Origin of the sequence: Pseudomonas sp. Marseille-P9899 (assembly GCF_903166565.1) — a bacterium.
GTDB classification, from domain to species: Bacteria; Pseudomonadota; Gammaproteobacteria; order Pseudomonadales; family Pseudomonadaceae; genus Aquipseudomonas; species Aquipseudomonas huaxiensis.
The window spans coordinates 27,990-49,649 of record NZ_CAESCG010000003.1; the positions used below are offsets into that span (position 1 = coordinate 27,990).

Consider the following 21,660-nt stretch of genomic DNA (forward strand, 5'->3'; position numbering starts at 1 on the left):
GCCAAAATAGACGGCCCCGAACTGACTCGGGATTGTGGAGAGCACGTGATGGTTTTCGACCAGGTCCGCCAGCGCCGTTTGTCCGACGATATCGTCGAGCGGCTGGAAGGAATGATTCTTGAGGGCACCCTGACCGCCGGCGAGCGCTTGCCGGCCGAGCGGGTGCTGGCTGAACAGTTCGGTGTGTCGCGCCCGTCGTTGCGCGAGGCAATCCAGAAACTGGTGGCCAAAGGCATGCTGGTCAGCCGCCAGGGCGGTGGTAACTATGTGGTCGAATCGCTGGGGACGACTTTCAGTGATCCGTTGCTGCAACTGCTCGAAAACAATCCTGAAGCCCAGCGCGACCTGTTGGAGTTCCGCCATACCCTTGAGGCGTCATGCGCGTATTACGCGGCCATGCGCGCCACGGATGTGGATCGTGAGCGGCTCAAGGCGGCGTTCGATACCTTGCAGGACTGCTACACCCGGTGCGACGAAGTCAGTCGGGCGGAAGAGGGCGCCGCGGATGCGCGCTTCCATCTGGCGATTGCCGAGGCCAGCCATAACGCAGTGTTGCTGCACACCATTCGCGGGCTGTTCGATCTGCTCAAGCGCAACGTGGTGACCAACATCGGCGGGATGTACAAGCAGCGCACGGAAACCCGCGACATGCTGATCAGTCAGCACCGCGATCTGTATCTGGCGATTGTCGAAGGACGCGCGCAGGACGCTCGCGAAGTGTCGAGCCGACACATTCTGTATGTGCAGGAAGTGTTGGAAGAGGTGAGGCAGGAGGTTCAGCGGGTGGCGCGGGCGGAGCGACGCAAGGGCCGTTGAATGATGTGCACGGCCATCGCTGGCAAGCGGAGCGCCGCCCGGCCAGCGATGAGGGCCTGAAAGACTGAATGCAGATGAATCAGTCTTCGCGCCCTTTGTTGCGCACTGCGCGTTGCAATTCGCGATCGGAATCACGCTCGCGCTGGGTATCGCGCTTGTCGTATTCCTTCTTGCCCTTGCCCAGAGCGATCTCGCACTTGATCAAGTGCTTGCTCCAGTACATGGACAGCGCGACGCAGGTATACCCCTTCTGCTGCACGCCCACGAACAGACGCTCCAGCTCGCGGCGATTGAGCAGCAGCTTGCGGGTGCGTGTCGGGTCGGCAATGACGTGGGTGCTGGCTGCCGTCAACGGAGTGATGTGGCTGCCCATCAGCCAGGCTTCACCGTCCTTGAGCAGCACGTAGCTGTCCACCAGGTGCGCCTTGCCGGCACGCAGGCTCTTTACTTCCCAACCGGACAGGACCAGTCCGGCCTCGAATTTGTGTTCGATGAAGTAATCGTGTCGCGCTTTCTTGTTCTGCGCGATGGTCCCTGTCGGATGTTTCGTTTGTTTGGCCATAGGGGCGGCATTATAGGCAGTCGTTGCGTCGTCGGCTACGGGGGAGTGGTGAGCTTGAGCCCTCGCAATGAATCCCGGACAATGCGCGCATTTTTCGGCCACTCCGCTGTCATCAGTGATGTGGCATTTGGCCGGTTGCCGGGTGCCGCATTCTTTGTTCTAGTGGCGCCGGTTTGCTTTTTTCGCTCAGTTTTGGAAATGACGCCTGGATGACTACCCATATTCAACGGTCGGCCCTGCTGCCTTATCCCGCTCGGTCACTCTACGATCTGGTCAACGATGTTGCGCGCTATCCGGAGTTTCTGCCGTGGTGCTCGGCAAGCACGGTGCTGGAAGTCAGCGAGACGCATATGCGGGCCAAGGTCGAGGTGGCCAAGGGCGGCATCAGCCAGCATTTCGTAACCCAAAATGTGCTGGTGCCGGGGCAGTCCATTGAAATGAATCTGGAGGAAGGGCCGTTCAGTCAGTTGCACGGGCTCTGGGTGTTCAAGCCGCTGGGTGAGAAGGCCTGCAAGATCAGCCTTGATCTGTCCTTCGAGTATTCCGGGGCGCTGGTGCGCGCGACCTTGGGGCCGCTGTTCAACCAGGCGGCCAATACGCTGGTCGATGCGTTCTGTCAGCGGGCCAAGCAGCTCAATGGTTGAGAGGATAGGAAGGGTCTTCAATCAAGCCAACCGCTGAAGACAGACGTAAAAAAGCCCGAACATGTTCGGGCTTTTTTGTGGCTTCGGATTACTGCGTTTGCAGTGGTTCCTGAACCGGGACAGGCATGACTTCGATGGTATCGACGTCACGCTGGATCTTGTCTTCCAGCGAGCCAGGGCGTGCTGGCTTGTCCACTTTCACCGGTTTGACCTGTTGTTCAGGCTGGGTGACGGTGGTGTTGCTCTCGCTGCCGAGGATTTCCTGGTCGCGGCTCACGCCTGGCATGAAGTCGCCGGACAGGCTGGCCAGTTGGTCGCTCTCGTTGAAGAAAATACTGATGCGTTCCTGTTGGCGCTCGCCGCCGCCTGGCTGCAGGCTATACAGGTAGTCCCAGCGATTGGTATGGAACGTATCCTGGATCAGCGGGTTGCCCATGATAAACCGTACTTGCCGACGGGTCATTCCGGGCCGCAATTGGTCTATCATGTCCTGCGTCACGACATTGCCCTGCTGGATGTCGATTTTGTAAACCCCGGGAAACGAGCAACCGGCGAGTGCGAGCAGTCCCACGAGGGTGAGGCTGGTTAGCAAGAGCTTGGTGTTTTGCATCGGTGGGCGACTTCCACTATCTTGGCTGGACAACGTAAACCCCGATCATACCCGTATTCAGAGAAGCTGCGAAGCAGCATCGGCGAGAAAGCTGACCATGGTTGAAAATAGCGAACTGCGCAAAGCCGGTCTCAAGGTAACCCTGCCTCGAGTCAAGATCCTACAGATGCTCGACTCCACCGAGCAGCGCCATATGAGCGCTGAAGATGTCTACAAGGCATTGATGGAAGCGGGAGAAGATGTTGGCCTGGCCACGGTGTACCGTGTTCTGACCCAGTTCGAGGCGGCCGGTCTGGTCGTGCGTCACAACTTCGACGGCGGTCATGCGGTATTCGAACTGGCCGACGGTGGCCACCACGACCATATGGTCAACGTGGAATCCGGTGAGGTGATCGAGTTCTTCGATCCCGAAATCGAGAAGCGCCAGAAAGAAATTGTTGCCCAGCACGGTTACGAGCTGGTTGATCACAATCTGGTGCTGTACGTACGCAAGAAGAAGTAAGCGCTAGCGCTTGCGGCAAAAGCTTCGAAGGCGACCTCAGGGTCGCCTTCGTGCTTTCCGAGGTCAGGCTTTGCTGGTCACGACCATCTTCTTGGCGTGGGCGAGAGATTCCTTGGTCAGATCGATGCCGCCGAGCATGCGTGCGACTTCCTCGACGCGCTCGCGCTTGCCCAGGCTGGCGACCGCGGTGTGGGTTGCATCGCTGTTGCGAACCTTGTGCACGAACAGGTGGTGATGGCCTTGCGCGGCAACCTGCGGCAAGTGAGTGACGGTCAGTACCTGGCCGCGCTCGCCCAGTCGGCGCAGCAATTGCCCGACGATTTCGGCGGTAGGACCGCCGATCCCCACATCCACTTCATCGAATACCAGTGTCGGGATGCGTGAGGTCTGCGCGGTGATCACCTGAATGGCCAGGCTGATGCGTGACAGTTCGCCTCCGGACGCCACTTTTGCCAGGCCCTTGAGCGGTTGGCCGGGGTTCGCGCTGACCAGCAGCTCCACCTGTTCCAGTCCGTGTGGGTGCAGGTCATCGCCGTTGCCAGCGCGTAGTTCGATACAGAAGCGTCCTCCGGGCATCCCCAGGCGCTGAATCTCAACTTCTACCGCAGCGGCAAGCTGATTGGCCGCACTCCTGCGCAGCCCGCTGAGCTCGCTGGCCTTCTCTTGATAATGGCGGGCATACGCCTTCAGTTCTTCTTCCAGCCGCTCGATGGATTCGTCGTTGGCATTGAGGCTTTCCAGTTCTTCGCCCAGGCGCTGTTGCAGGCTGATCAATTCACTGGGGTGCACGCGATGCTTGCGCGCCAGGGTGTAGAGCGTATCCAGGCGTTCTTCCAGCTGCTGCAGGCGCGCCGGGTCAGCATCGAAGTTGTCGAGGAAACGGTTGAGCTCGCCCACCGCTTCCTCGACCTGGATCTGTGCGCTGGCAATCAGGTTGGCAGCCTCGCCCAGGGCGTGCGGTGCATTGTTAACCGCGGTCAGGCGGTTGAGGCTGACGGTCAGTGCGCTGAGCACGTTGCCCGAATCGTTTTCGCTGCAGTGGTCGATCACCTGACGGCAGATGCCGAACAGCGCCTCGGCATTGGTCAGGTTCTTGTGTTCCTGTTCCAGTTGCTCCAGTTCGTTTTCGCCGAGGCCGAGATTGTCCAGCTCTTCCAGTTGATAGCTGAGCAACTGGTGTTGCGCGCGCTGCTCGTCGCCGGAATTGCACAGTCGGTCCAGCTCCGCGCGCGTCTGGCGCCACCGCTGGGCTGCCATCTGCACCTGGCGGGCAAGATCGGTGGCGCCGGCGTATTCATCGAGCAGGCGACGGTGGGTGTCGGTTTTCAGCAGCGACTGGTGTTCGTGCTGGCTGTGGATGTCGATCAGCAATTCGCCGACCGCCTTGAGGTCGCCCAGCGGGCAGGGCGTGCCGTTGATGTAGCCGCGGCTCCGGCCCTCGGCGGTGATGACTCGGCGCAGAATGCATGGGCCGTCGTTGTCGAGGTCGCGCTCGGCCAGCCAGGTGCGTGCTTCAGGAATGTCGATCAGATCGAAGGTCGCGAGGATGTCGGCCTTGTCCGCGCCGGGGCGCACCACGCCGCTGTCGGCACGATCACCCAGCGTCAGGCCGAGCGCGTCGAGCATGATCGATTTGCCAGCACCGGTTTCGCCGGTGATGACGCTCATGCCTCGGGCGAGTTCGAGGTCGAGGTGTTCGACGATGGCGTAATTGTGGATGGACAGGTGCACCAGCATTCGGGCGGCTCCCAGAAAAATGTCTGGTTATTTATACAGTGTTTTCAAATTCCCTGACAATGCCCGCGCTTAGTCCGATTCCGTCGTCGAGGCCGCGTTTTGATCGCGGACAGTTATGTCGTCGCCACATTGATGTTCAATCACCCTTGAAGCTGCTTTTTGCGACCCCATATAGGCCGGCAGATACGCGAGTCGAGCTCGCTGACGAAATGAGAGGAGAGATTTCATGGCTGATGAACAGATGCTGGACGAACAGAATCTGAACGCCGACAAATCCGCCGACGCGGGCGCCAACGAGCTGGCTGCGCGCGTGCAGGTGCTCGAAGAGCAACTGGCGGCGGCCCAGGATCAGGCCCTGCGTACCGCGGCCGATCTGCAGAATATTCGCCGCCGCGCCGAACAGGACGTGGAAAAGGCGCACAAATTCGCTCTGGAGAAGTTCGCTGGCGACCTGCTGCCGGTGATCGACAGCCTGGAGCGCGGTCTTGAGCTGTCCAACCCGGATGACGAAAGCATTCGTCCGATGCGCGAAGGCATCGAGCTGACCCTGAAGATGTTCCAGGACACCCTCAAGCGCTTCAACCTCGAAGCCATTGATCCGCACGGCGAACCGTTCAATGCCGAGCATCACCAGGCAATGGCCCTGCAGGAAAGTGCCGAGGTCGAGCCGAACACCGTGCTCAAGGTCTTCCAGAAGGGCTATCAGCTCAATGGTCGCCTGCTGCGCCCGGCCATGGTCGTGGTCAGCAAGGCTCCAGCGCCAGTTTCGCCTTCTATCGACGAGAAGGCTTGAAATTAACCTGGCGACCCCCATCTAGGTGTCAAGCGTTTAAGTGCTACCGCAGTTGGCCAACACCACTGCGGCAACCAAATCCAAAGTTTCGGGAGAGTTAACATGGGCAAAATTATCGGTATCGACCTGGGGACTACCAACTCCTGCGTCTCCATTCTGGAAAACGGCAACGTCAAGGTGATCGAGAACGCCGAAGGCGCTCGCACCACGCCGTCGATCATCGCTTACGCCAACGATGGCGAAATCCTGGTTGGCCAGTCGGCCAAGCGCCAGGCGGTGACCAACCCGCACAACACCCTGTACGCGGTAAAACGTCTGATCGGCCGTCGCTTCGATGAAGAAGTCGTGCAGAAAGACATCCAGATGGTTCCGTACAAGATCGTCAAGGCTGACAACAGCGACGCCTGGGTCGAAGTGAACGGTCAGAAAATGGCTCCGCCGCAAATCAGCGCCGAAGTCCTGAAAAAGATGAAGAAAACCGCCGAAGACTACCTCGGCGAAGCAGTGACCGAAGCGGTCATCACTGTTCCTGCGTACTTCAACGACAGCCAGCGCCAGGCTACCAAAGACGCTGGTCGTATTGCTGGTCTGGACGTAAAACGGATCATCAACGAACCAACCGCAGCCGCTCTGGCTTACGGTATGGACAAGGCTCGCGGCGACCACACCGTCATCGTTTATGACCTGGGTGGCGGTACCTTCGACGTGTCGGTGATCGAGATCGCTGAAGTCGACGGCGAGCACCAGTTCGAAGTACTGGCAACCAACGGTGACACGTTCCTCGGTGGTGAAGACTTCGACATTCGCCTGATCGACTACCTCGTCGACGAGTTCAAGAAAGAAAGCGGCATGAACCTGAAAGGTGACCCGCTGGCGATGCAGCGTCTGAAAGAAGCTGCTGAAAAAGCCAAGATCGAGCTGTCCTCGAGCCAGCAGACCGACGTCAACCTGCCGTACATCACTGCGGATGCGACCGGTCCGAAGCACCTGAACGTGAAGATCTCCCGCGCCAAGCTGGAGTCGCTGGTCGAAGACCTGGTTCAGCGCACCATCGAGCCTTGCCGCATCGCTCTGAAAGATGCCGGTATCGACGTCAGCAAGATCGACGACGTGATCCTGGTCGGTGGCCAGACCCGCATGCCGCTGGTGCAGAAAACCGTTGCTGATTTCTTCGGCAAGGAAGCGCGTAAAGACGTCAACCCGGACGAAGCTGTTGCCATGGGTGCTGCCATCCAGGGTGCGGTTCTGGCAGGTGACGTGAAAGACGTGCTGCTGCTGGACGTCAGCCCGCTGACCCTGGGTATCGAAACCATGGGTGGCGTGATGACCGCGCTGATCGAGAAAAACACCACCATCCCGACCAAAAAGTCGCAGGTGTTCTCGACTGCCGATGACAACCAGGGCGCCGTGACCATTCACGTGCTGCAGGGTGAGCGTAAACAGGCTGCACAGAACAAGTCCCTGGGCAAGTTCGACCTGGCTGAGATTCCACCTGCTCCACGTGGCGTGCCACAAATCGAAGTGACCTTCGACATCGACGCCAACGGCATCCTGCACGTCGGCGCGAAAGACAAGGCCACCGGCAAGCAACAGTCCATCGTGATCAAGGCCAACTCCGGTCTGTCCGAGGAAGAAATCCAGCAGATGGTCCGCGACGCTGAAGTCAACGCCGAGGAAGACCGCAAGTTCGAAGAGCTGGCTGTAGCCCGTAACCAGGGTGACGCGCTGGTTCACTCGACTCGCAAGATGGTCGCTGACGCCGGTGACAAGGTGACTGCTGACGAGAAGTCCGCGATCGAAGCCGCTGTTGTTGCTCTGGAAGCTGCTGTCAAAGGCGACGACAAGGCTGCTATCGATGCCAAGGTCGAAGAGCTGTCGAAAGTCTCCGCTCCGGTTGCTCAGAAGATGTACGCCGAGCAGGCCGAGAAGCCGGAAGCGGGTGCTCAGGCACAGCAGGCTGACGAAGCCAAGCACGACGACGTCGTCGACGCGGAGTTCGAAGAAGTCAAAGACAACAAGTAATTGCTGCTTGTTGTCGGCCGGTTGACTGATGTTTGACGTTGACTGGTAGGATATCGCCGCGCGGGGGCTTGCTCCCGCGTTGGCGTGTCTGGAATACCCGAATTTTTACAGCACTGGTTCACATGCCGGTGCTGTCGGCACAGCGCTCAATGCGCAGAGGTTTGCCGAACGTCCTCAAGAGTGCATAGAACCATGGCGAAGCGTGACTATTACGAGGTTCTGGGAGTCGAGCGAGGCGCAAGCGAGGCCGATCTGAAAAAGGCCTATCGCCGTCTGGCGATGAAGCATCACCCGGACCGTAATCCCGACGACAAAGAGTCGGAAGAGAAATTCAAGGAAGCCAACGAGGCATACGAAGTCCTGTCCGATGCCAGCAAGCGCGCGGCCTACGACCAGTATGGCCATGCCGGTGTCGACCCAAGCATGGGTGGCGGCGGTGCGGGCTTCGGTGGCGCCAACTTCTCCGACATCTTTGGCGATGTCTTCAGTGATTTCTTTGGTGGTGGCCGCGGCGGCTCGCGTGGCGGCGCCCAGCGTGGCAGTGACCTGCGTTACACGCTGGAACTGAACCTTGAAGAAGCGGTGCGCGGTACCACGGTCAATATCCGTGTTCCGACGCTGGTCAACTGCAATCCGTGCGACGGTTCCGGCGCGAAGAAAGGTTCTTCGCCGGCGACCTGCCCGACCTGCGGTGGCATTGGTCAGGTGCGCATGCAGCAAGGCTTCTTCTCTGTGCAGCAGACCTGTCCGCGCTGCCAGGGCCAAGGCAAGATCATCACCGACCCGTGCGACTCCTGCCACGGCGAAGGTCGCATCGAAGAGTACAAGACGCTGTCGGTCAAGGTGCCGGCTGGTGTCGATACCGGCGACCGCATTCGTCTTTCCGGCGAGGGCGAGGCGGGTACTCAGGGTGGTCCGACCGGTGACCTGTACGTCGTGATCAATGTGCGTGAGCACCCGATCTTCCGGCGCGACGGCAAGCACCTGTACTGCGAAGTGCCAATCAGCTACACCGACGCTGCGCTGGGTGGCGAGTTGGAAGTGCCGACCCTTGATGGTCGGGTCAAGCTGAAGATCCCGGAAGGGACCCAGACCGGCAAGCAGTTCCGTCTGCGCGGCAAGGGTGTCGCTCCGGTGCGCGGCGGCGGTGCCGGTGACCTGGTGTGTCGGGTGGCGGTAGAAACCCCGGTTAATCTCAGTCGTCGTCAGCGTGAGCTTCTCGAAGAACTGCGTGCTTCACTGGAAGGCGATAGTTCCCATTCTCCCAAGGCCAATGGCTGGTTCGAGGGTGTAAAGCGCTTCTTCGGCGATCTGTAAAAAGGAAAAGGCATGCGACGTATAGCGGTAGTGGGCGCGGCAGGGCGCATGGGCAAAACCCTGATCGAGGCGATTCAGCAGACTCAGGGTGCCGGCCTCACGGCGGCGGTTGATCGTCCCGACAGCACGCTGGTGGGTGCTGATGCTGGTGAGCTGGCTGCGCTGGGGCGCATTGGTGTGCCGCTTTCCGGCGACCTCGCGCGAGTGGTGGATGAGTTCGATGTGCTTATCGACTTTACTCACCCTTCGGTCACGCTGAAGAACCTGGCTTTCTGCCGCAAGGCGGGTAAGGCCATGGTTATCGGCACCACCGGTTTCAGTGTCGAGGAAAAGCAACTGCTGGCCGAAGCCGGTAAAGAGATTCCGATCGTCTTTGCCGCCAACTTCAGCATTGGCGTCAACCTGTGCCTGAAGCTGCTCGACACCGCTGCTCGTGTGCTGGGTGATGAGGTTGATATCGAGATCCTCGAAGCTCACCACCGCCACAAGGTCGATGCGCCGTCCGGTACCGCGCTGCGCATGGGCGAAGTGGTTGCCCAGGCGCTGGGTCGCAATCTGCAGGAAGTGGCTGTCTACGGTCGTGAAGGCCAGACCGGCGCACGTGATCGCCAGACCATCGGTTTCGCCACTGTGCGTGCCGGTGATGTAGTGGGTGATCACACGGTGCTGTTTGCCGCGGAAGGCGAGCGTGTCGAGATCACTCACAAGGCATCCAGTCGCATGACCTTCGCCAAGGGTGCGGTGCGTGCTGCGCTCTGGCTCGATGGCCGTGAGCCAGGTCTGTACGACATGCAGGATGTGCTCGACCTGCATTGATTTATCGCCTCATCTCTCTCGGAAACGGGCTGGTCAGTGACGGTCAGCTCGTTTTCGCAGCCCTTGTGATGCGACTTGTCGCATTCCTGAGCCTTTCAGGCACATCAGTGGTAGACCAAAAAAGCACATTTCTGTAAGCTACAGCTTTAGTGTGTCCACTAAAAGCGCGCAGATAATTCGACGAAGAAAGCGGGGTGACGTGTCTATACGTCATTCCGCTTTTTTGCAACCTGCGATCGCCCCTTCAGGCTATTTACGGAGGTCTTCTTGACTAAGCCAGCCATACTCGCCCTTGCCGATGGCAGCATTTTTCGCGGTGAAGCCATTGGAGCCGACGGTCAGACCGTTGGCGAGGTGGTGTTCAACACCGCAATGACCGGCTATCAGGAAATCCTGACTGACCCTTCGTACTCGCAACAGATCGTTACCCTGACTTACCCACACATCGGCAACACCGGTACTACTCCGGAAGATGCCGAGTCTGACCGCGTATGGTCGGCCGGCCTGGTTATCCGCGATCTGCCGCTGATTGCCAGCAACTGGCGTAACACGCTGTCCCTGAGCGACTACCTCAAGGCCAACAATGTCGTGGCGATCGCCGGTATCGATACTCGCCGCCTGACTCGCATCCTGCGTGAAAAGGGCGCGCAGAATGGCTGCATCCTGGCGGGTGACAACATCAGCGAAGAAGCCGCCATTGCCGCCGCTCGCGGCTTCCCGGGCCTGAAGGGCATGGACCTGGCCAAAGTGGTCAGCACCAAGACTTCCTACGAATGGCGTTCCAGTGTCTGGGAGCTGAAAAGCGACAGCCACCCGACCATCGAAGCTGCCGATCTGCCGTACCACGTCGTTGCCTACGACTACGGCGTCAAACTGAACATCCTGCGCATGCTGGTTGCTCGCGGCTGCCGCCTGACCGTGGTGCCGGCGCAAACCCCGGCCAGCGAAGTGCTGGCGCTCAAACCTGATGGCGTGTTCCTGTCCAACGGCCCTGGCGACCCAGAGCCTTGCGACTACGCTATCCAGGCCATCAAGGAAATCCTCGAGACCGAGATTCCGGTGTTCGGTATTTGCCTTGGTCACCAACTGCTGGCCCTGGCCTCCGGCGCCAAGACCGTCAAGATGGGTCACGGTCACCACGGTGCCAACCACCCGGTCCAGGACCTGGATACCGGCGTTGTAATGATCACCAGCCAGAACCACGGTTTCGCGGTCGACGAGGCCACGCTGCCGGCCAACGTTCGTGCGATCCACAAGTCGCTGTTCGACGGTACCCTGCAAGGTATCGAGCGTACCGACAAGAGCGCGTTCAGCTTCCAGGGCCACCCTGAAGCGAGCCCTGGCCCGACCGACGTCGCGCCACTGTTCGATCGCTTCATCGATGCCATGGCCAAGCGCCGCTAAGCATCCCTGCGAGAAGGCCCTGAACCGGCTTCGGCCTGGTTCGGGCGCGCCTGACCAAGATTGTTCAAGACGGCTTGCCGACTGACCTGCGGATTTGAGTGACAACCATGCCAAAACGTACAGACATTAAAAGCATCCTGATTCTCGGCGCTGGCCCGATCGTGATCGGCCAGGCCTGCGAATTCGACTACTCCGGCGCCCAGGCTTGCAAAGCCCTGCGCGAGGAAGGCTATCGCGTCATCCTGGTGAACTCCAACCCGGCCACCATCATGACCGACCCGGCCATGGCCGACGCCACCTACATCGAGCCGATCAAGTGGCAGACGGTTGCCAAGATCATCGAGGCAGAGCGTCCGGATGCGCTGCTGCCAACCATGGGTGGCCAGACCGCTCTGAACTGCGCCCTGGACCTGGAGCGCGAAGGCGTCCTGGAAAAATTCGGCGTGGAAATGATCGGCGCCAATGCCGACACCATCGACAAAGCCGAAGACCGCTCGCGCTTCGACAAGGCCATGAAGTCGATCGGCCTGGATTGCCCGCGCTCGGGTATCGCTCACACCATGGACGAGGCCAATGCGGTCCTCGACAAGCTGGGCTTCCCTTGCATCATTCGTCCATCCTTCACCATGGGCGGCACCGGCGGCGGCATCGCCTACAACCGTGAAGAATTCGAAGAAATCTGCGCCCGTGGTCTGGACTTGTCGCCGACCAAGGAACTGCTGATCGACGAATCGCTGATCGGCTGGAAAGAGTACGAGATGGAAGTGGTCCGCGACAAAAAGGACAACTGCATCATCGTCTGCTCCATCGAGAACTTCGATCCGATGGGTGTGCACACCGGCGACTCGATCACCGTCGCACCGGCTCAGACCCTGACCGACAAGGAATACCAGATCATGCGCAACGCCTCCTTGGCGGTGCTGCGTGAAATCGGCGTCGAAACCGGTGGTTCCAACGTTCAGTTCGGCATCTGCCCGGACACCGGCCGCATGGTCGTGATCGAGATGAACCCGCGCGTATCGCGTTCTTCCGCCCTGGCTTCGAAAGCCACCGGTTTCCCGATCGCCAAGATCGCGGCCAAGCTGGCGGTCGGCTACACCCTCGACGAACTGCAGAACGACATCACTGGGGGTCGTACCCCGGCGTCCTTCGAACCGTCGATCGACTACGTCGTTACCAAGCTGCCGCGCTTTGCATTCGAGAAATTCCCGAAAGCCGACGCCCGCCTGACCACCCAGATGAAATCCGTGGGTGAGGTCATGGCCATCGGCCGTACCTTCCAGGAATCCCTGCAGAAAGCCCTGCGCGGTCTGGAAGTTGGCGTCTGCGGCCTCGACCCGAAAGTCGACCTGGCCAGTCCGGAAGCGGCGAGCATCCTCAAGCGTGAACTGACCGTGCCGGGCGCCGAGCGTATCTGGTACGTGGCTGATGCTTTCCGCGCCGGCATGACCCGCGACGAAATCTTCGCGCTGACCAGCATCGACCACTGGTTCCTGATCCAGATCGAAGACCTGATCAAGGACGAAGAGAAGGTCAAGACCCTCGGTCTGTCGACCATCGACAAGGACCTGATGCTGCGCCTGAAGCGCAAGGGCTTCTCCGACCAGCGTCTGGCCAAGCTGCTGGGCATCACCGACAAGAATCTGCGTCGTCATCGCCACAAGCTGGAAGTGTTCCCGGTCTACAAGCGCGTCGACACCTGCGCCGCCGAGTTCGCGACCGACACCGCCTACCTGTACTCGACCTATGAGGAAGAGTGTGAGGCCAACCCGTCGACTCGCGACAAGATCATGATCCTGGGTGGCGGTCCAAACCGTATCGGCCAGGGCATCGAGTTCGACTACTGCTGCGTACACGCGGCACTGGCCCTGCGTGAAGACGGTTACGAGACCATCATGGTCAACTGCAACCCGGAAACCGTCTCCACCGACTACGACACCTCTGATCGCCTGTACTTCGAGCCGCTGACGCTGGAAGACGTGCTGGAAGTGGTTCGCGTCGAGAAGCCGAAAGGCGTGATCGTCCACTACGGCGGTCAGACTCCGCTGAAACTGGCTCGCGCGCTGGAAGAGGCCGGTGTGCCAATCATTGGTACCAGCCCTGACGCCATCGACCGCGCGGAAGACCGTGAGCGCTTCCAGCAGATGGTTCAGCGCCTGAACCTGCTGCAGCCGCCAAACGCCACCGTGCGTAGCGAAGACGAAGCCATTCGCGCCGCTGGCGTTATCGGTTATCCGCTGGTAGTTCGCCCGTCCTACGTACTGGGCGGTCGTGCCATGGAAATCGTCTACGAACTGGACGAGCTCAAGCGCTACCTGCGCGAAGCGGTACAGGTTTCGAACGATAGCCCGGTCCTGCTCGACCACTTCCTCAACTGCGCCATCGAGATGGACGTGGATGCGGTGTGCGACGGCACCGACGTGGTTATCGGCGCAATCATGCAGCACATTGAGCAGGCCGGCGTTCACTCCGGTGATTCCGCGTGCTCGCTGCCGCCATACTCGCTGCCAGCCCATGTTCAGGACGAAGTCCGCGAACAGGTCAAGAAGATGGCCCTGGAGCTTGGCGTTGTTGGTCTGATGAACGTCCAGCTGGCGTTGCAGGGCGATAAGATCTACGTGATCGAGGTCAACCCGCGCGCTTCCCGTACCGTGCCGTTCGTGTCGAAGTGCATCGGCACTTCGCTGGCGATGATCGCCGCGCGCGTCATGGCGGGCAAATCGCTGAAAGAGCTGGGCTTCACCAAGGAAATCATTCCGAACTTCTACAGCGTCAAGGAAGCGGTGTTCCCATTCGCCAAGTTCCCGGGTGTTGACCCGATCCTCGGCCCTGAGATGAAATCCACTGGTGAAGTGATGGGCGTCGGCGACAGCTTCGGTGAAGCCTTCGCCAAAGCGCAGATGGGCGCCAGCGAAGTGCTGCCGACCGGCGGTACTGCGTTTATCAGCGTACGTGACGACGACAAGCCACAAGTGGCTGGCGTTGCCCGTGACCTGATCGCTCTGGGCTTCGAAGTGGTTGCTACTGCCGGTACCGCCAAGATCATCGAAGCGGCTGGCCTGAAAGTGCGTCGCGTGAACAAGGTGACCGAAGGTCGTCCGCACGTGGTCGACATGATCAAGAACGACGAAGTGTCGCTGATCATCAATACCACGGAAGGTCGTCAGTCGATTGCCGACTCCTACTCGATTCGCCGCAATGCGTTGCAGCACAAGATCTACTGCACCACTACCATTGCGGCCGGTGAAGCTATCTGTGAAGCGCTGAAATTCGGTCCGGAAAAGACCGTTCGCCGCTTGCAGGATCTGCATGCAGGACTTAAAGCATGAGCATTACCAAATACCCGATGACCGTCCAGGGCGCTCGCGCCCTGGAAGAAGAGCACCTGTTCCTGAGCAAGACCGAGCGCCCGCGCCTGAGTCAGGCGATTGGCGAAGCGCGCGAGCTGGGTGACCTCAAGGAAAACGCTGAATACCATGCCGCCCGCGAGGAGCAAGGCATGGTCGAGGCACGTATCCGTGATATCGAAGGCCGTTTGCAGAACTCGGTCGTGATCGACGTGACCACCATTGCCCACACTGGCAAGGTCATTTTCGGCACTACCGTGTTGCTGGAAAATGCCGAGACTGGCGATCAGGTGACTTACCAGATCGTTGGCGAGGACGAAGCCGACATCAAGAAGGGCAAGCTGTCGGCGGGTGCGCCGATTGCCCGTGCCATCATCGGCAAGGAAGAAGGGGACGTGGTGGTCGTCAAGACACCTAGCGGCGTGCTCGAGTACGAGATTGTCGAAGTCAAACACATCTGACCGGTCCCGTGGCTTCGCTGCCACGGCCGTGATCTGGCAACTGGCCCAGGTACTCTGGGTCGGTGGCCTGTGGATCCTTCATCTGGGGTTGTTGCCCGCGCTGAATCAGGTCGGCCTCGCGCCGTTGCTGGTCGAAGATGTCAGTCGTGTGGTGGCGTCATTGCTGGTGGCTTTCGCGGCTGTCGGTAGCGGCGTGCAGGTGTTGGTGCTGGTCCGGGCCGAGGGCATGACCAGTCTATGGCGGGATGCGCGTGGGCAGTTGCTGCTTATGGCGGTGCTGGCGTGTGCTGTCTACTTCGTATTGAGCACGGTGTTCGCGGGGCAACTGCGCTGGCAGTTGTTCTGTTACCTGGTGCTGGGCCTTACCGGTCTGTTGCTGGTGCTGCAACCGGTGCCGGGCAGGGCGCGCAAAGCGCGCCACTGATCGGAGCGAACATCACTTGTAGCGGTGAATGTTCGACAGTTGCTTGTTTGGCTGTGGGTTGCGGCGATAGATCAGTGCCTTCTTCCCGATGGTCTGCACCAGTTCGGCGCGGCCAGCCTTGCACAGCGCAGCGATTGCTGCGGCACGCTCTTCGCGGTCTTCCGAGCGGATCTCGACCTTGATCAGTTCGTGATCGGCCAGAGCGCGTTCCAGTTCGGCAAGAACGCCCTCAGTCAGTCCATTGCCTGCCACAATCAGAACTGGTTTCAGATCGTGGCCAATGGATTTGTACTGTTTCTTCTGCTCGTTATTGAGCGGCATAATCTGACCCTTTGTCTGATTCTGTAAAAATGGCGGCCATTTTACCCGAGGGCCCGTGGATCCGCCCAGTTAATCACGACCCTAATCATCGAGGTGCCCAGTGGCGCGTTCCAAGACAAGCCTTGGCTGGCTGAAAGAACATTTCAACGATCCTTACGTCAAAATGGCGCAAAAGGATGGTTATCGCTCGCGTGCGAGCTACAAACTGCTGGAAATTCAGGAAAAGTACAAAATCATCCGCCCAGGCATGAGCGTTGTTGACCTGGGCGCCGCGCCGGGTGGCTGGTCGCAGGTGACCAGTCGTCTGATCGGCGGTCAGGGGCGTCTGATCGCGTCGGATATCCTGGAGATGGACAGCATCCCTGATGTCACCTTCATTCAGGGCGACTTCACGCAGGATGACGTCCTGGCGAAAATTCTTGAGGCCGTCGGTAATTCGCATGTGGACCTTGTGATTTCCGATATGGCCCCCAATATGAGTGGTACGCCAGCCGTCGATATCCCCAAGGCAATGTTTCTCTGTGAGCTAGCCATTGATCTGGCTACTCGCGTGCTCAAGCCTGGTGGTGATTTCCTGATCAAGATTTTCCAGGGGGAAGGCTTTGATGTTTACCTCAAGGAAACTCGCAAGAAGTTCGACAAGGTGCAGATGCTGAAGCCCGATTCTTCGCGTGATCGCTCACGAGAGCAGTACCTGCTGGCGAGAGGGTATCGCGGGGAGTAAAAGCATCACCGGCGGCTTCTTGAGGCAGTGATAGTTTTTTCCAATCAGTCCGTGTGTCTGATATGGATGAACATCGTGTAGTCTAGATTCACAAAGGGTTACAGACGGCGCCAACTGCTGTTGTAGGTAATGTAGTAAGTTACGCCGGTGATTATCATGCGAGGCACGGTTGCGCCTAAACCTGCTTCAGAGGGTAGCTAATTGAACGATATGGCAAAGAATTTGATCCTGTGGTTGATCATCGCGGCTGTCCTGGTGACAGTGATGAACAACTTCTCCAGCCCGAATGAGCCGCAAACCCTCAACTATTCCGACTTCATCCAGCAAGTCAAGGATGGCAAGGTCGAGCGCGTTGCGGTCGACGGCTACGTCATTACTGGTAAACGTACTGACGGTGACACCTTCAAGACCGTCCGTCCGGCCATTCAGGACAACGGTCTGATCGGCGACCTGGTCGACAACCATGTTGTGGTCGAAGGCAAGCAGCCAGAGCAGCAAAGCATCTGGACGCAGCTACTGGTAGCCAGCTTCCCGATCCTCGTGATCATCGCGGTCTTCATGTTCTTCATGCGGCAGATGCAAGGTGGCGCCGGTGGTAAGGGCGGCCCGATGAGCTTTGGCAAGAGCAAGGCGCGACTGCTGTCCGAGGATCAGGTCAAAACCACACTGGCCGACGTGGCGGGTTGTGATGAGGCGAAGGAAGAAGTCGGCGAGCTCGTCGAGTTCCTGCGTGATCCGGGCAAGTTCCAGCGCCTGGGCGGTCGTATTCCTCGCGGCGTCTTGATGGTTGGTCCTCCTGGTACCGGTAAGACATTGCTGGCCAAGGCCATCGCTGGCGAGGCGAAGGTTCCGTTCTTCACCATTTCCGGTTCCGACTTCGTCGAAATGTTCGTGGGTGTGGGTGCCAGTCGCGTACGTGACATGTTCGAGCAGGCCAAGAAGCATGCGCCGTGCATCATTTTCATCGACGAAATCGATGCCGTAGGTCGCCATCGTGGTGCTGGCATGGGTGGCGGTCACGACGAGCGTGAACAGACCCTCAACCAGTTGCTGGTAGAGATGGATGGCTTCGAGATGAACGATGGCATCATCGTGATCGCAGCTACCAACCGTCCAGACGTGCTTGACCCTGCCTTGCTGCGTCCCGGCCGTTTCGACCGCCAGGTGGTTGTTGGTTTGCCAGACATTCGTGGTCGTGAGCAGATCCTCAAGGTTCACATGCGCAAGGTGCCGATTGGCGAGAACGTCAATCCTGCAGTCATTGCCCGCGGTACTCCTGGTTTCTCGGGTGCTGACCTGGCCAACCTGGTCAACGAGGCTTCTCTTTTCGCAGCGCGTGGCGGCAAGCGCGTTGTCGAGATGAAAGAGTTCGAGCTGGCCAAAGACAAGATCATGATGGGCGCTGAGCGCAAAACCATGGTCATGTCGGAAAAAGAGAAGCAGAACACCGCTTACCACGAAGCGGGCCACGCGATCGTTGGTCGCGTCGTTCCGGAGCATGATCCGGTTTACAAGGTATCCATCATCCCTCGCGGTCGTGCGTTGGGTGTGACCATGTTCCTGCCGGAAGAAGATCGCTACAGCCTCTCCAAACGTGCGCTGATCAGTCAGATCTGCTCGCTGTACGGTGGCCGTATCGCTGAGGAAATGACCCTTGGCTTTGATGGTGTGACCACAGGCGCTTCCAATGACATCATGCGGGCCAGTCAGATCGCTCGTAACATGGTTACCAAGTGGGGGCTGTCGGAGAAGCTTGGTCCGCTCATGTACGCCGAGGAAGAGGGCGAAGTGTTCCTGGGGCGCGGCTCCAGTTCTGGGCACGCCAGTGTTTCCGGCGAGACTGCGAAGCTGATCGATTCCGAGGTTCGCAGCATCATTGACCAGTGCTATGCCACGGCCAAGCAGATCCTCACCGACAACCGTGACAAGCTCGACGCAATGGCCGACGCACTCATGAAGTACGAAACCATTGATGCCGACCAGATCGAAGACATCATGGCTGGCCGCCCACCGCGCGAACCGCGTGACTGGGATGGTGACTCGGGTACATCTGGAACGACGGCTTCCCAGGGTGATCGTCCAGAGTCCCCGATTGGTGGGCCGGCAGCGCAACACTAAGGGCTGACATGACTTCACAGCAGTACCCAACCCGGTTGCCTTGCGGCAACCGGGTTCTTGACCTTTCGCATACCCATGTAATGGGTATTCTCAATATCACTCCGGATTCCTTTTCAGATGGCGGCCGCTTCACTCAGCGTGACGCGGCGCTGCGCCATGCCGAGGAGATGGTGGCTGCCGGCGCTACGTTGATCGATGTGGGCGGGGAGTCCACCCGGCCAGGGGCGCGCGTTGTCACTGCTCTTGAGGAGCTTGAGCGCGTTGCGCCTATCGTCGAGGCTCTGAATCGTGAGCTGGATGTGATCATCTCGGTGGACACTTCGACGCCGTCGGTTATTCGTGAGTCGGCGCGCCTCGGGGCAGGGCTGATCAATGACGTCCGCTCGCTCAGTCGTGACGGAGCCCTGGATGCTGCTGCGGCTACCGGCTTGCCTGTGTGCCTCATGCATATGCGCGGTGAGCCCGGAAACATGCAGGACGCCCCAAGCTACGGTGACGTGACTGCCGAGGTTGCGACGTATCTTGAAGAGCGGATGGCTGCCTGCAGTTCTGTTGGAATCGAGGCAGAACGCATAATTCTTGACCCAGGTTTCGGCTTTGCCAAAACGCTGGAGCATAATCTCAGCCTGTTCAAGCATATGGACAGCCTGCAGCGCTTGGGGCGCCCTTTGCTGGTGGGTGTCTCGCGCAAGAGTATGATCGGCCTGACCCTTGATCGGGCGGTAGATGGACGGCTATATGGCAGCTTGGCGCTGGCCGCATTGGCGATCACCAAAGGAGCGAAGATCCTTCGTGTTCACGATGTTGCTGAAACCGTCGACATCGTACGGATGATCGCTGCGGTACAAGCCGCCGAATAAGAGTGACGGAGCATTTATGAGTAGAAAATATTTTGGTACCGACGGCATTCGCGGTCGTGTTGGTGAGTTCCCTATTACCCCTGATTTCATGCTCAAGCTGGGTTGGGCGGCGGGTATGGCCTTCCGCAAGCAGGGTCACTGCCGTGTATTGGTAGGCAAGGACACCCGTATTTCCGGGTATATGTTCGAGTCTGCCCTGGAGGCCGGGCTTTCGGCTGCCGGGGCTGATGTGCTGCTGTTGGGGCCGATGCCGACTCCGGCTATCGCCTACCTGACGCGGACCTTCCATGCTGAGGCGGGCATCGTCATCAGTGCCTCCCACAATCCGCATGACGACAACGGCATCAAGTTTTTCTCCGGGCAAGGTACCAAGTTGCCTGACGAAGTCGAACTGATGATCGAAGAGCTGCTTGACCAACCGATGACAGTGGTCGAGTCGAGCAAGTTGGGCAAGGTCTCCCGAATCAACGATGCGGCCGGTCGCTATATCGAATTCTGCAAGAGCAGTGTCCCCAGCAGCACCGATTTCTCTGGCCTGAAGCTGGCTATCGACTGTGCTCATGGCGCGACCTACAAGGTAGCTCCAAGCGTGTTTCGTGAGCTGGGTGCCGAAGTTACCGTGCTGTCTGCGCAGCCGGATGGTCTGAACATCAATGAAAACTGTGGCTCGACTCATATCGAGTCGCTGCAGGCGGCAGTGCTGGTTGGTCATGCCGATCTGGGTATCGCCTTCGATGGTGACGGTGACCGCGTGCTGATGGTTGATCACACGGGCGCCATTGTTGATGGTGACGAACTCTTGTTCATCATCGCGCGTGACCTCCATGACCGCGGCAAGCTTCAAGGTGGCGTGGTGGGTACGCTCATGAGCAACCTGGGGCTGGAGCTTGCGCTGAAAGACCTGTCGATTCCCTTCGTGCGAGCGAAGGTGGGTGACCGTTACGTCATGGCAGAGCTGCTGGCGCGCGAGTGGATCATTGGCGGGGAAAACTCCGGCCATGTGGTTTGCTGTAGCCACACCACCACTGGAGACGCGATCATCGCTGCTCTGCAGGTGCTGATGGCGCTCAAGCGCCGTGGAGAGACCCTTGCGCAAGCTCGCCAGGCTGTCCGCAAGTGCCCGCAAGTGCTGATCAATGTCCGCTTCGGGGCAAGCAAGGTCGATCCGCTTGAGCACCCTTCGGTGAAGGAAGCGTGTGAGCGTATTACCAAGGATATGGCCGGGCGTGGTCGGGTGTTGCTGCGCAAGTCCGGAACAGAGCCTCTCGTGCGTGTAATGGTCGAAGGTGACGACGAAAGTCAGGTTCGCGGCCATGCCGAAGCACTGGCAAAACTGGTAAGTGAAGTTTGCGTTTGATTTACGCTTGCCAGTAGTGATCGGGTTGGGTAACATCTGCGCCCACTTTGACCGACGAGGTACAGCATGCGTCGCCCTATGGTAGCTGGTAACTGGAAGATGCACGGTACCCGCGCCAGCGTCGCTGAGCTGATCAAAAGCTTGAGTAATCAGGCCCTGCCAAGCGGTGTTGATGTCGCGGTGTTTCCACCCAGCCTGTTCATTGCACAGGTGATCGACGGGCTTGAAGGCAAGTTGATCGCTGTAGGTGCTCAGGACTCCGCGGTCGAACCCCAGCAAGGGGCTTTGACGGGAGAGGTGGCTCCGAGTCAGTTGGTTGATGTCGGTTGTGAGTGGGTGTTGATCGGTCACTCCGAGCGGCGTCAGATTCTGGAAGAGCAAGACTCGACCCTGATTCGGAAGTTCGCAGCGGCACAGTCCTGTGGATTGAAGGTTGTGTTCTGTGTAGGGGAAACCCTCGAAGAGCGCGAAGCAGGCAAGACGCTTGAAGTTGTTGGGCAGCAGCTGGACAGCATCATCGATACGTTGGGTGTTGCGGTCTTTGCAAGTGCGATTATTGCCTATGAGCCAGTTTGGGCCATCGGTACTGGCCTCACAGCTACTCCGCAGCAAGCGCAGGATGTGCATAAAGCCATTCGCGAGCAGTTGGCGGTAAAGGATTCAGAAGTTGCGCAGAATGCGCGGCTTCTATACGGCGGCAGCGTGAAGGCGGCCAATGCGGCTGAGCTGTTCGGCATGCCGGATATTGATGGGGGGCTCATTGGTGGGGCTTCCCTGAACGCAGACGAATTCGGTGCAATTTGTCGCGCCGCAGGAAACTGAAAA

20 protein-coding genes are annotated in these 21,660 nt (G+C 59.2%); 16 read left to right on the plus strand and 4 right to left on the minus strand.

Annotated features, from left to right (window positions below; translation table 11 throughout):
• Positions 1–48 precede the first annotated feature (48 nt).
• On the plus strand, positions 49–816 hold the full coding sequence (locus HWV67_RS15965; protein WP_095159719.1) for a GntR family transcriptional regulator: 768 nt from the start codon (positions 49–51) through the stop codon (positions 814–816).
• Between the two features lie 79 nt (positions 817–895).
• On the opposite strand, the gene smpB is transcribed toward HWV67_RS15965, so the two are convergent.
• Positions 896–1,378, minus strand: a complete 483-nt coding sequence (gene smpB, locus HWV67_RS15970; RefSeq protein ID WP_095159720.1) for an SsrA-binding protein SmpB — start codon at positions 1,376–1,378, stop codon at positions 896–898.
• Between the two features lie 209 nt (positions 1,379–1,587).
• Here smpB and HWV67_RS15975 point away from each other — a divergent pair, with 209 nt between their 5' ends.
• Entirely contained in the window at positions 1,588–2,022 is a 435-nt protein-coding gene (locus HWV67_RS15975) for a type II toxin-antitoxin system RatA family toxin (RefSeq protein WP_110968932.1), read from the plus strand.
• Positions 2,023–2,110: 88 nt separating this feature from the next.
• Here the strand turns inward: HWV67_RS15975 and HWV67_RS15980 are convergent, their stop codons facing one another.
• Positions 2,111–2,632: an outer membrane protein assembly factor BamE gene (locus tag HWV67_RS15980; protein WP_095159722.1), complete on the minus strand. Its 522-nt coding sequence runs from the start codon at positions 2,630–2,632 to the stop codon at positions 2,111–2,113.
• 97 nt (positions 2,633–2,729) lie between these two features.
• Here HWV67_RS15980 and fur point away from each other — a divergent pair, with 97 nt between their 5' ends.
• Entirely contained in the window at positions 2,730–3,134 is a 405-nt protein-coding gene (fur, locus tag HWV67_RS15985) for a ferric iron uptake transcriptional regulator (RefSeq protein ID WP_095159723.1), read from the plus strand.
• 63 nt (positions 3,135–3,197) lie between these two features.
• Here the strand turns inward: fur and recN are convergent, their stop codons facing one another.
• On the minus strand, positions 3,198–4,871 hold the full coding sequence (gene recN / locus HWV67_RS15990; protein WP_175651979.1) for a DNA repair protein RecN: 1,674 nt from the start codon (positions 4,869–4,871) through the stop codon (positions 3,198–3,200).
• A 226-nt stretch (positions 4,872–5,097) separates the two neighbouring features.
• Between recN and grpE the strand changes: the two genes are divergently transcribed.
• The 8 genes from grpE (at position 5,098) to HWV67_RS16030 (ending at position 15,455) form a co-directional block, all read left to right on the plus strand.
• Positions 5,098–5,664 (plus strand): nucleotide exchange factor GrpE, encoded by a 567-nt coding sequence (gene grpE / locus HWV67_RS15995; protein WP_110968928.1) that lies wholly within the window; start codon positions 5,098–5,100, stop codon positions 5,662–5,664.
• A gap of 102 nt (positions 5,665–5,766) precedes the next feature.
• Entirely contained in the window at positions 5,767–7,686 is a 1,920-nt protein-coding gene (gene dnaK / locus HWV67_RS16000) for a molecular chaperone DnaK (RefSeq protein ID WP_095159726.1), read from the plus strand.
• A 192-nt stretch (positions 7,687–7,878) separates the two neighbouring features.
• Positions 7,879–9,003 carry a molecular chaperone DnaJ gene (dnaJ, locus tag HWV67_RS16005; RefSeq protein WP_110968926.1) on the plus strand — a complete coding sequence of 375 codons (1,125 nt, stop codon included), beginning with the start codon at positions 7,879–7,881 and terminating at the stop codon, positions 9,001–9,003.
• A 12-nt stretch (positions 9,004–9,015) separates the two neighbouring features.
• Complete coding sequence (gene dapB, locus HWV67_RS16010; RefSeq protein ID WP_175651980.1) at positions 9,016–9,819, plus strand: 4-hydroxy-tetrahydrodipicolinate reductase; 804 nt, start codon at positions 9,016–9,018, stop codon at positions 9,817–9,819.
• 267 nt (positions 9,820–10,086) lie between these two features.
• On the plus strand, positions 10,087–11,223 hold the full coding sequence (carA, locus tag HWV67_RS16015) for a glutamine-hydrolyzing carbamoyl-phosphate synthase small subunit (protein WP_110968924.1): 1,137 nt from the start codon (positions 10,087–10,089) through the stop codon (positions 11,221–11,223).
• 107 nt (positions 11,224–11,330) lie between these two features.
• Complete coding sequence (gene carB, locus HWV67_RS16020) at positions 11,331–14,552, plus strand: carbamoyl-phosphate synthase large subunit (RefSeq protein ID WP_175651981.1); 3,222 nt, start codon at positions 11,331–11,333, stop codon at positions 14,550–14,552.
• Complete coding sequence (greA, locus tag HWV67_RS16025; protein ID WP_175651982.1) at positions 14,549–15,031, plus strand: transcription elongation factor GreA; 483 nt, start codon at positions 14,549–14,551, stop codon at positions 15,029–15,031. The genes carB and greA overlap by 4 nt, the downstream gene beginning before the upstream one ends.
• Positions 15,032–15,059: 28 nt before the next feature.
• On the plus strand, positions 15,060–15,455 hold the full coding sequence (locus HWV67_RS16030; RefSeq protein ID WP_095159731.1) for an MFS transporter: 396 nt from the start codon (positions 15,060–15,062) through the stop codon (positions 15,453–15,455).
• 12 nt (positions 15,456–15,467) lie between these two features.
• On the opposite strand, the gene yhbY is transcribed toward HWV67_RS16030, so the two are convergent.
• Positions 15,468–15,776 (minus strand): ribosome assembly RNA-binding protein YhbY, encoded by a 309-nt coding sequence (yhbY, locus tag HWV67_RS16035; protein WP_095159732.1) that lies wholly within the window; start codon positions 15,774–15,776, stop codon positions 15,468–15,470.
• Between the two features lie 100 nt (positions 15,777–15,876).
• Here yhbY and rlmE point away from each other — a divergent pair, with 100 nt between their 5' ends.
• From rlmE to tpiA, 5 genes are all read left to right on the plus strand, one after another.
• Positions 15,877–16,500 (plus strand): 23S rRNA (uridine(2552)-2'-O)-methyltransferase RlmE, encoded by a 624-nt coding sequence (gene rlmE, locus HWV67_RS16040; RefSeq protein WP_175651983.1) that lies wholly within the window; start codon positions 15,877–15,879, stop codon positions 16,498–16,500.
• 210 nt (positions 16,501–16,710) lie between these two features.
• Positions 16,711–18,618: an ATP-dependent zinc metalloprotease FtsH gene (gene ftsH / locus HWV67_RS16045; protein ID WP_175652458.1), complete on the plus strand. Its 1,908-nt coding sequence runs from the start codon at positions 16,711–16,713 to the stop codon at positions 18,616–18,618.
• 8 nt (positions 18,619–18,626) lie between these two features.
• The gene (folP, locus tag HWV67_RS16050) at positions 18,627–19,478 is read left to right on the plus strand and encodes a dihydropteroate synthase (RefSeq protein WP_175651984.1); all 852 of its coding nucleotides are present in this window, start codon (positions 18,627–18,629) and stop codon (positions 19,476–19,478) included.
• 16 nt (positions 19,479–19,494) lie between these two features.
• Positions 19,495–20,835, plus strand: coding sequence for a phosphoglucosamine mutase (glmM, locus tag HWV67_RS16055; protein ID WP_175651985.1), 1,341 nt, complete (start codon positions 19,495–19,497; stop codon positions 20,833–20,835).
• A 66-nt stretch (positions 20,836–20,901) separates the two neighbouring features.
• A complete protein-coding gene (gene tpiA, locus HWV67_RS16060; RefSeq protein ID WP_175651986.1) occupies positions 20,902–21,657 on the plus strand; it encodes a triose-phosphate isomerase in 756 nt (251 codons plus the stop codon).
• Positions 21,658–21,660 lie beyond the last annotated feature (3 nt).

Excerpts from the sequence above, each read along its gene's own strand:
- HWV67_RS15965 (WP_095159719.1), top strand. The coding sequence starts at position 49 with ATGGTTTTCGACCAGGTCCGCCAGCGCCGTTTGTCCGACGATATCGTC.
- smpB (WP_095159720.1), bottom strand. The coding sequence starts at position 1,378 with ATGGCCAAACAAACGAAACATCCGACAGGGACCATCGCGCAGAACAAG.
- HWV67_RS15975 (WP_110968932.1), top strand. The coding sequence starts at position 1,588 with ATGACTACCCATATTCAACGGTCGGCCCTGCTGCCTTATCCCGCTCGG.
- HWV67_RS15980 (WP_095159722.1), bottom strand. The coding sequence starts at position 2,632 with ATGCAAAACACCAAGCTCTTGCTAACCAGCCTCACCCTCGTGGGACTG.
- fur (WP_095159723.1), top strand. The coding sequence starts at position 2,730 with ATGGTTGAAAATAGCGAACTGCGCAAAGCCGGTCTCAAGGTAACCCTG.
- recN (WP_175651979.1), bottom strand. The coding sequence starts at position 4,871 with ATGCTGGTGCACCTGTCCATCCACAATTACGCCATCGTCGAACACCTC.
- grpE (WP_110968928.1), top strand. The coding sequence starts at position 5,098 with ATGGCTGATGAACAGATGCTGGACGAACAGAATCTGAACGCCGACAAA.
- dnaK (WP_095159726.1), top strand. The coding sequence starts at position 5,767 with ATGGGCAAAATTATCGGTATCGACCTGGGGACTACCAACTCCTGCGTC.
- dnaJ (WP_110968926.1), top strand. The coding sequence starts at position 7,879 with ATGGCGAAGCGTGACTATTACGAGGTTCTGGGAGTCGAGCGAGGCGCA.
- dapB (WP_175651980.1), top strand. The coding sequence starts at position 9,016 with ATGCGACGTATAGCGGTAGTGGGCGCGGCAGGGCGCATGGGCAAAACC.
- carB (WP_175651981.1), top strand. The coding sequence starts at position 11,331 with ATGCCAAAACGTACAGACATTAAAAGCATCCTGATTCTCGGCGCTGGC.
- greA (WP_175651982.1), top strand. The coding sequence starts at position 14,549 with ATGAGCATTACCAAATACCCGATGACCGTCCAGGGCGCTCGCGCCCTG.
- yhbY (WP_095159732.1), bottom strand. The coding sequence starts at position 15,776 with ATGCCGCTCAATAACGAGCAGAAGAAACAGTACAAATCCATTGGCCAC.
- ftsH (WP_175652458.1), top strand. The coding sequence starts at position 16,711 with ATGGCAAAGAATTTGATCCTGTGGTTGATCATCGCGGCTGTCCTGGTG.
- folP (WP_175651984.1), top strand. The coding sequence starts at position 18,627 with ATGACTTCACAGCAGTACCCAACCCGGTTGCCTTGCGGCAACCGGGTT.
- glmM (WP_175651985.1), top strand. The coding sequence starts at position 19,495 with ATGAGTAGAAAATATTTTGGTACCGACGGCATTCGCGGTCGTGTTGGT.
- tpiA (WP_175651986.1), top strand. The coding sequence starts at position 20,902 with ATGCGTCGCCCTATGGTAGCTGGTAACTGGAAGATGCACGGTACCCGC.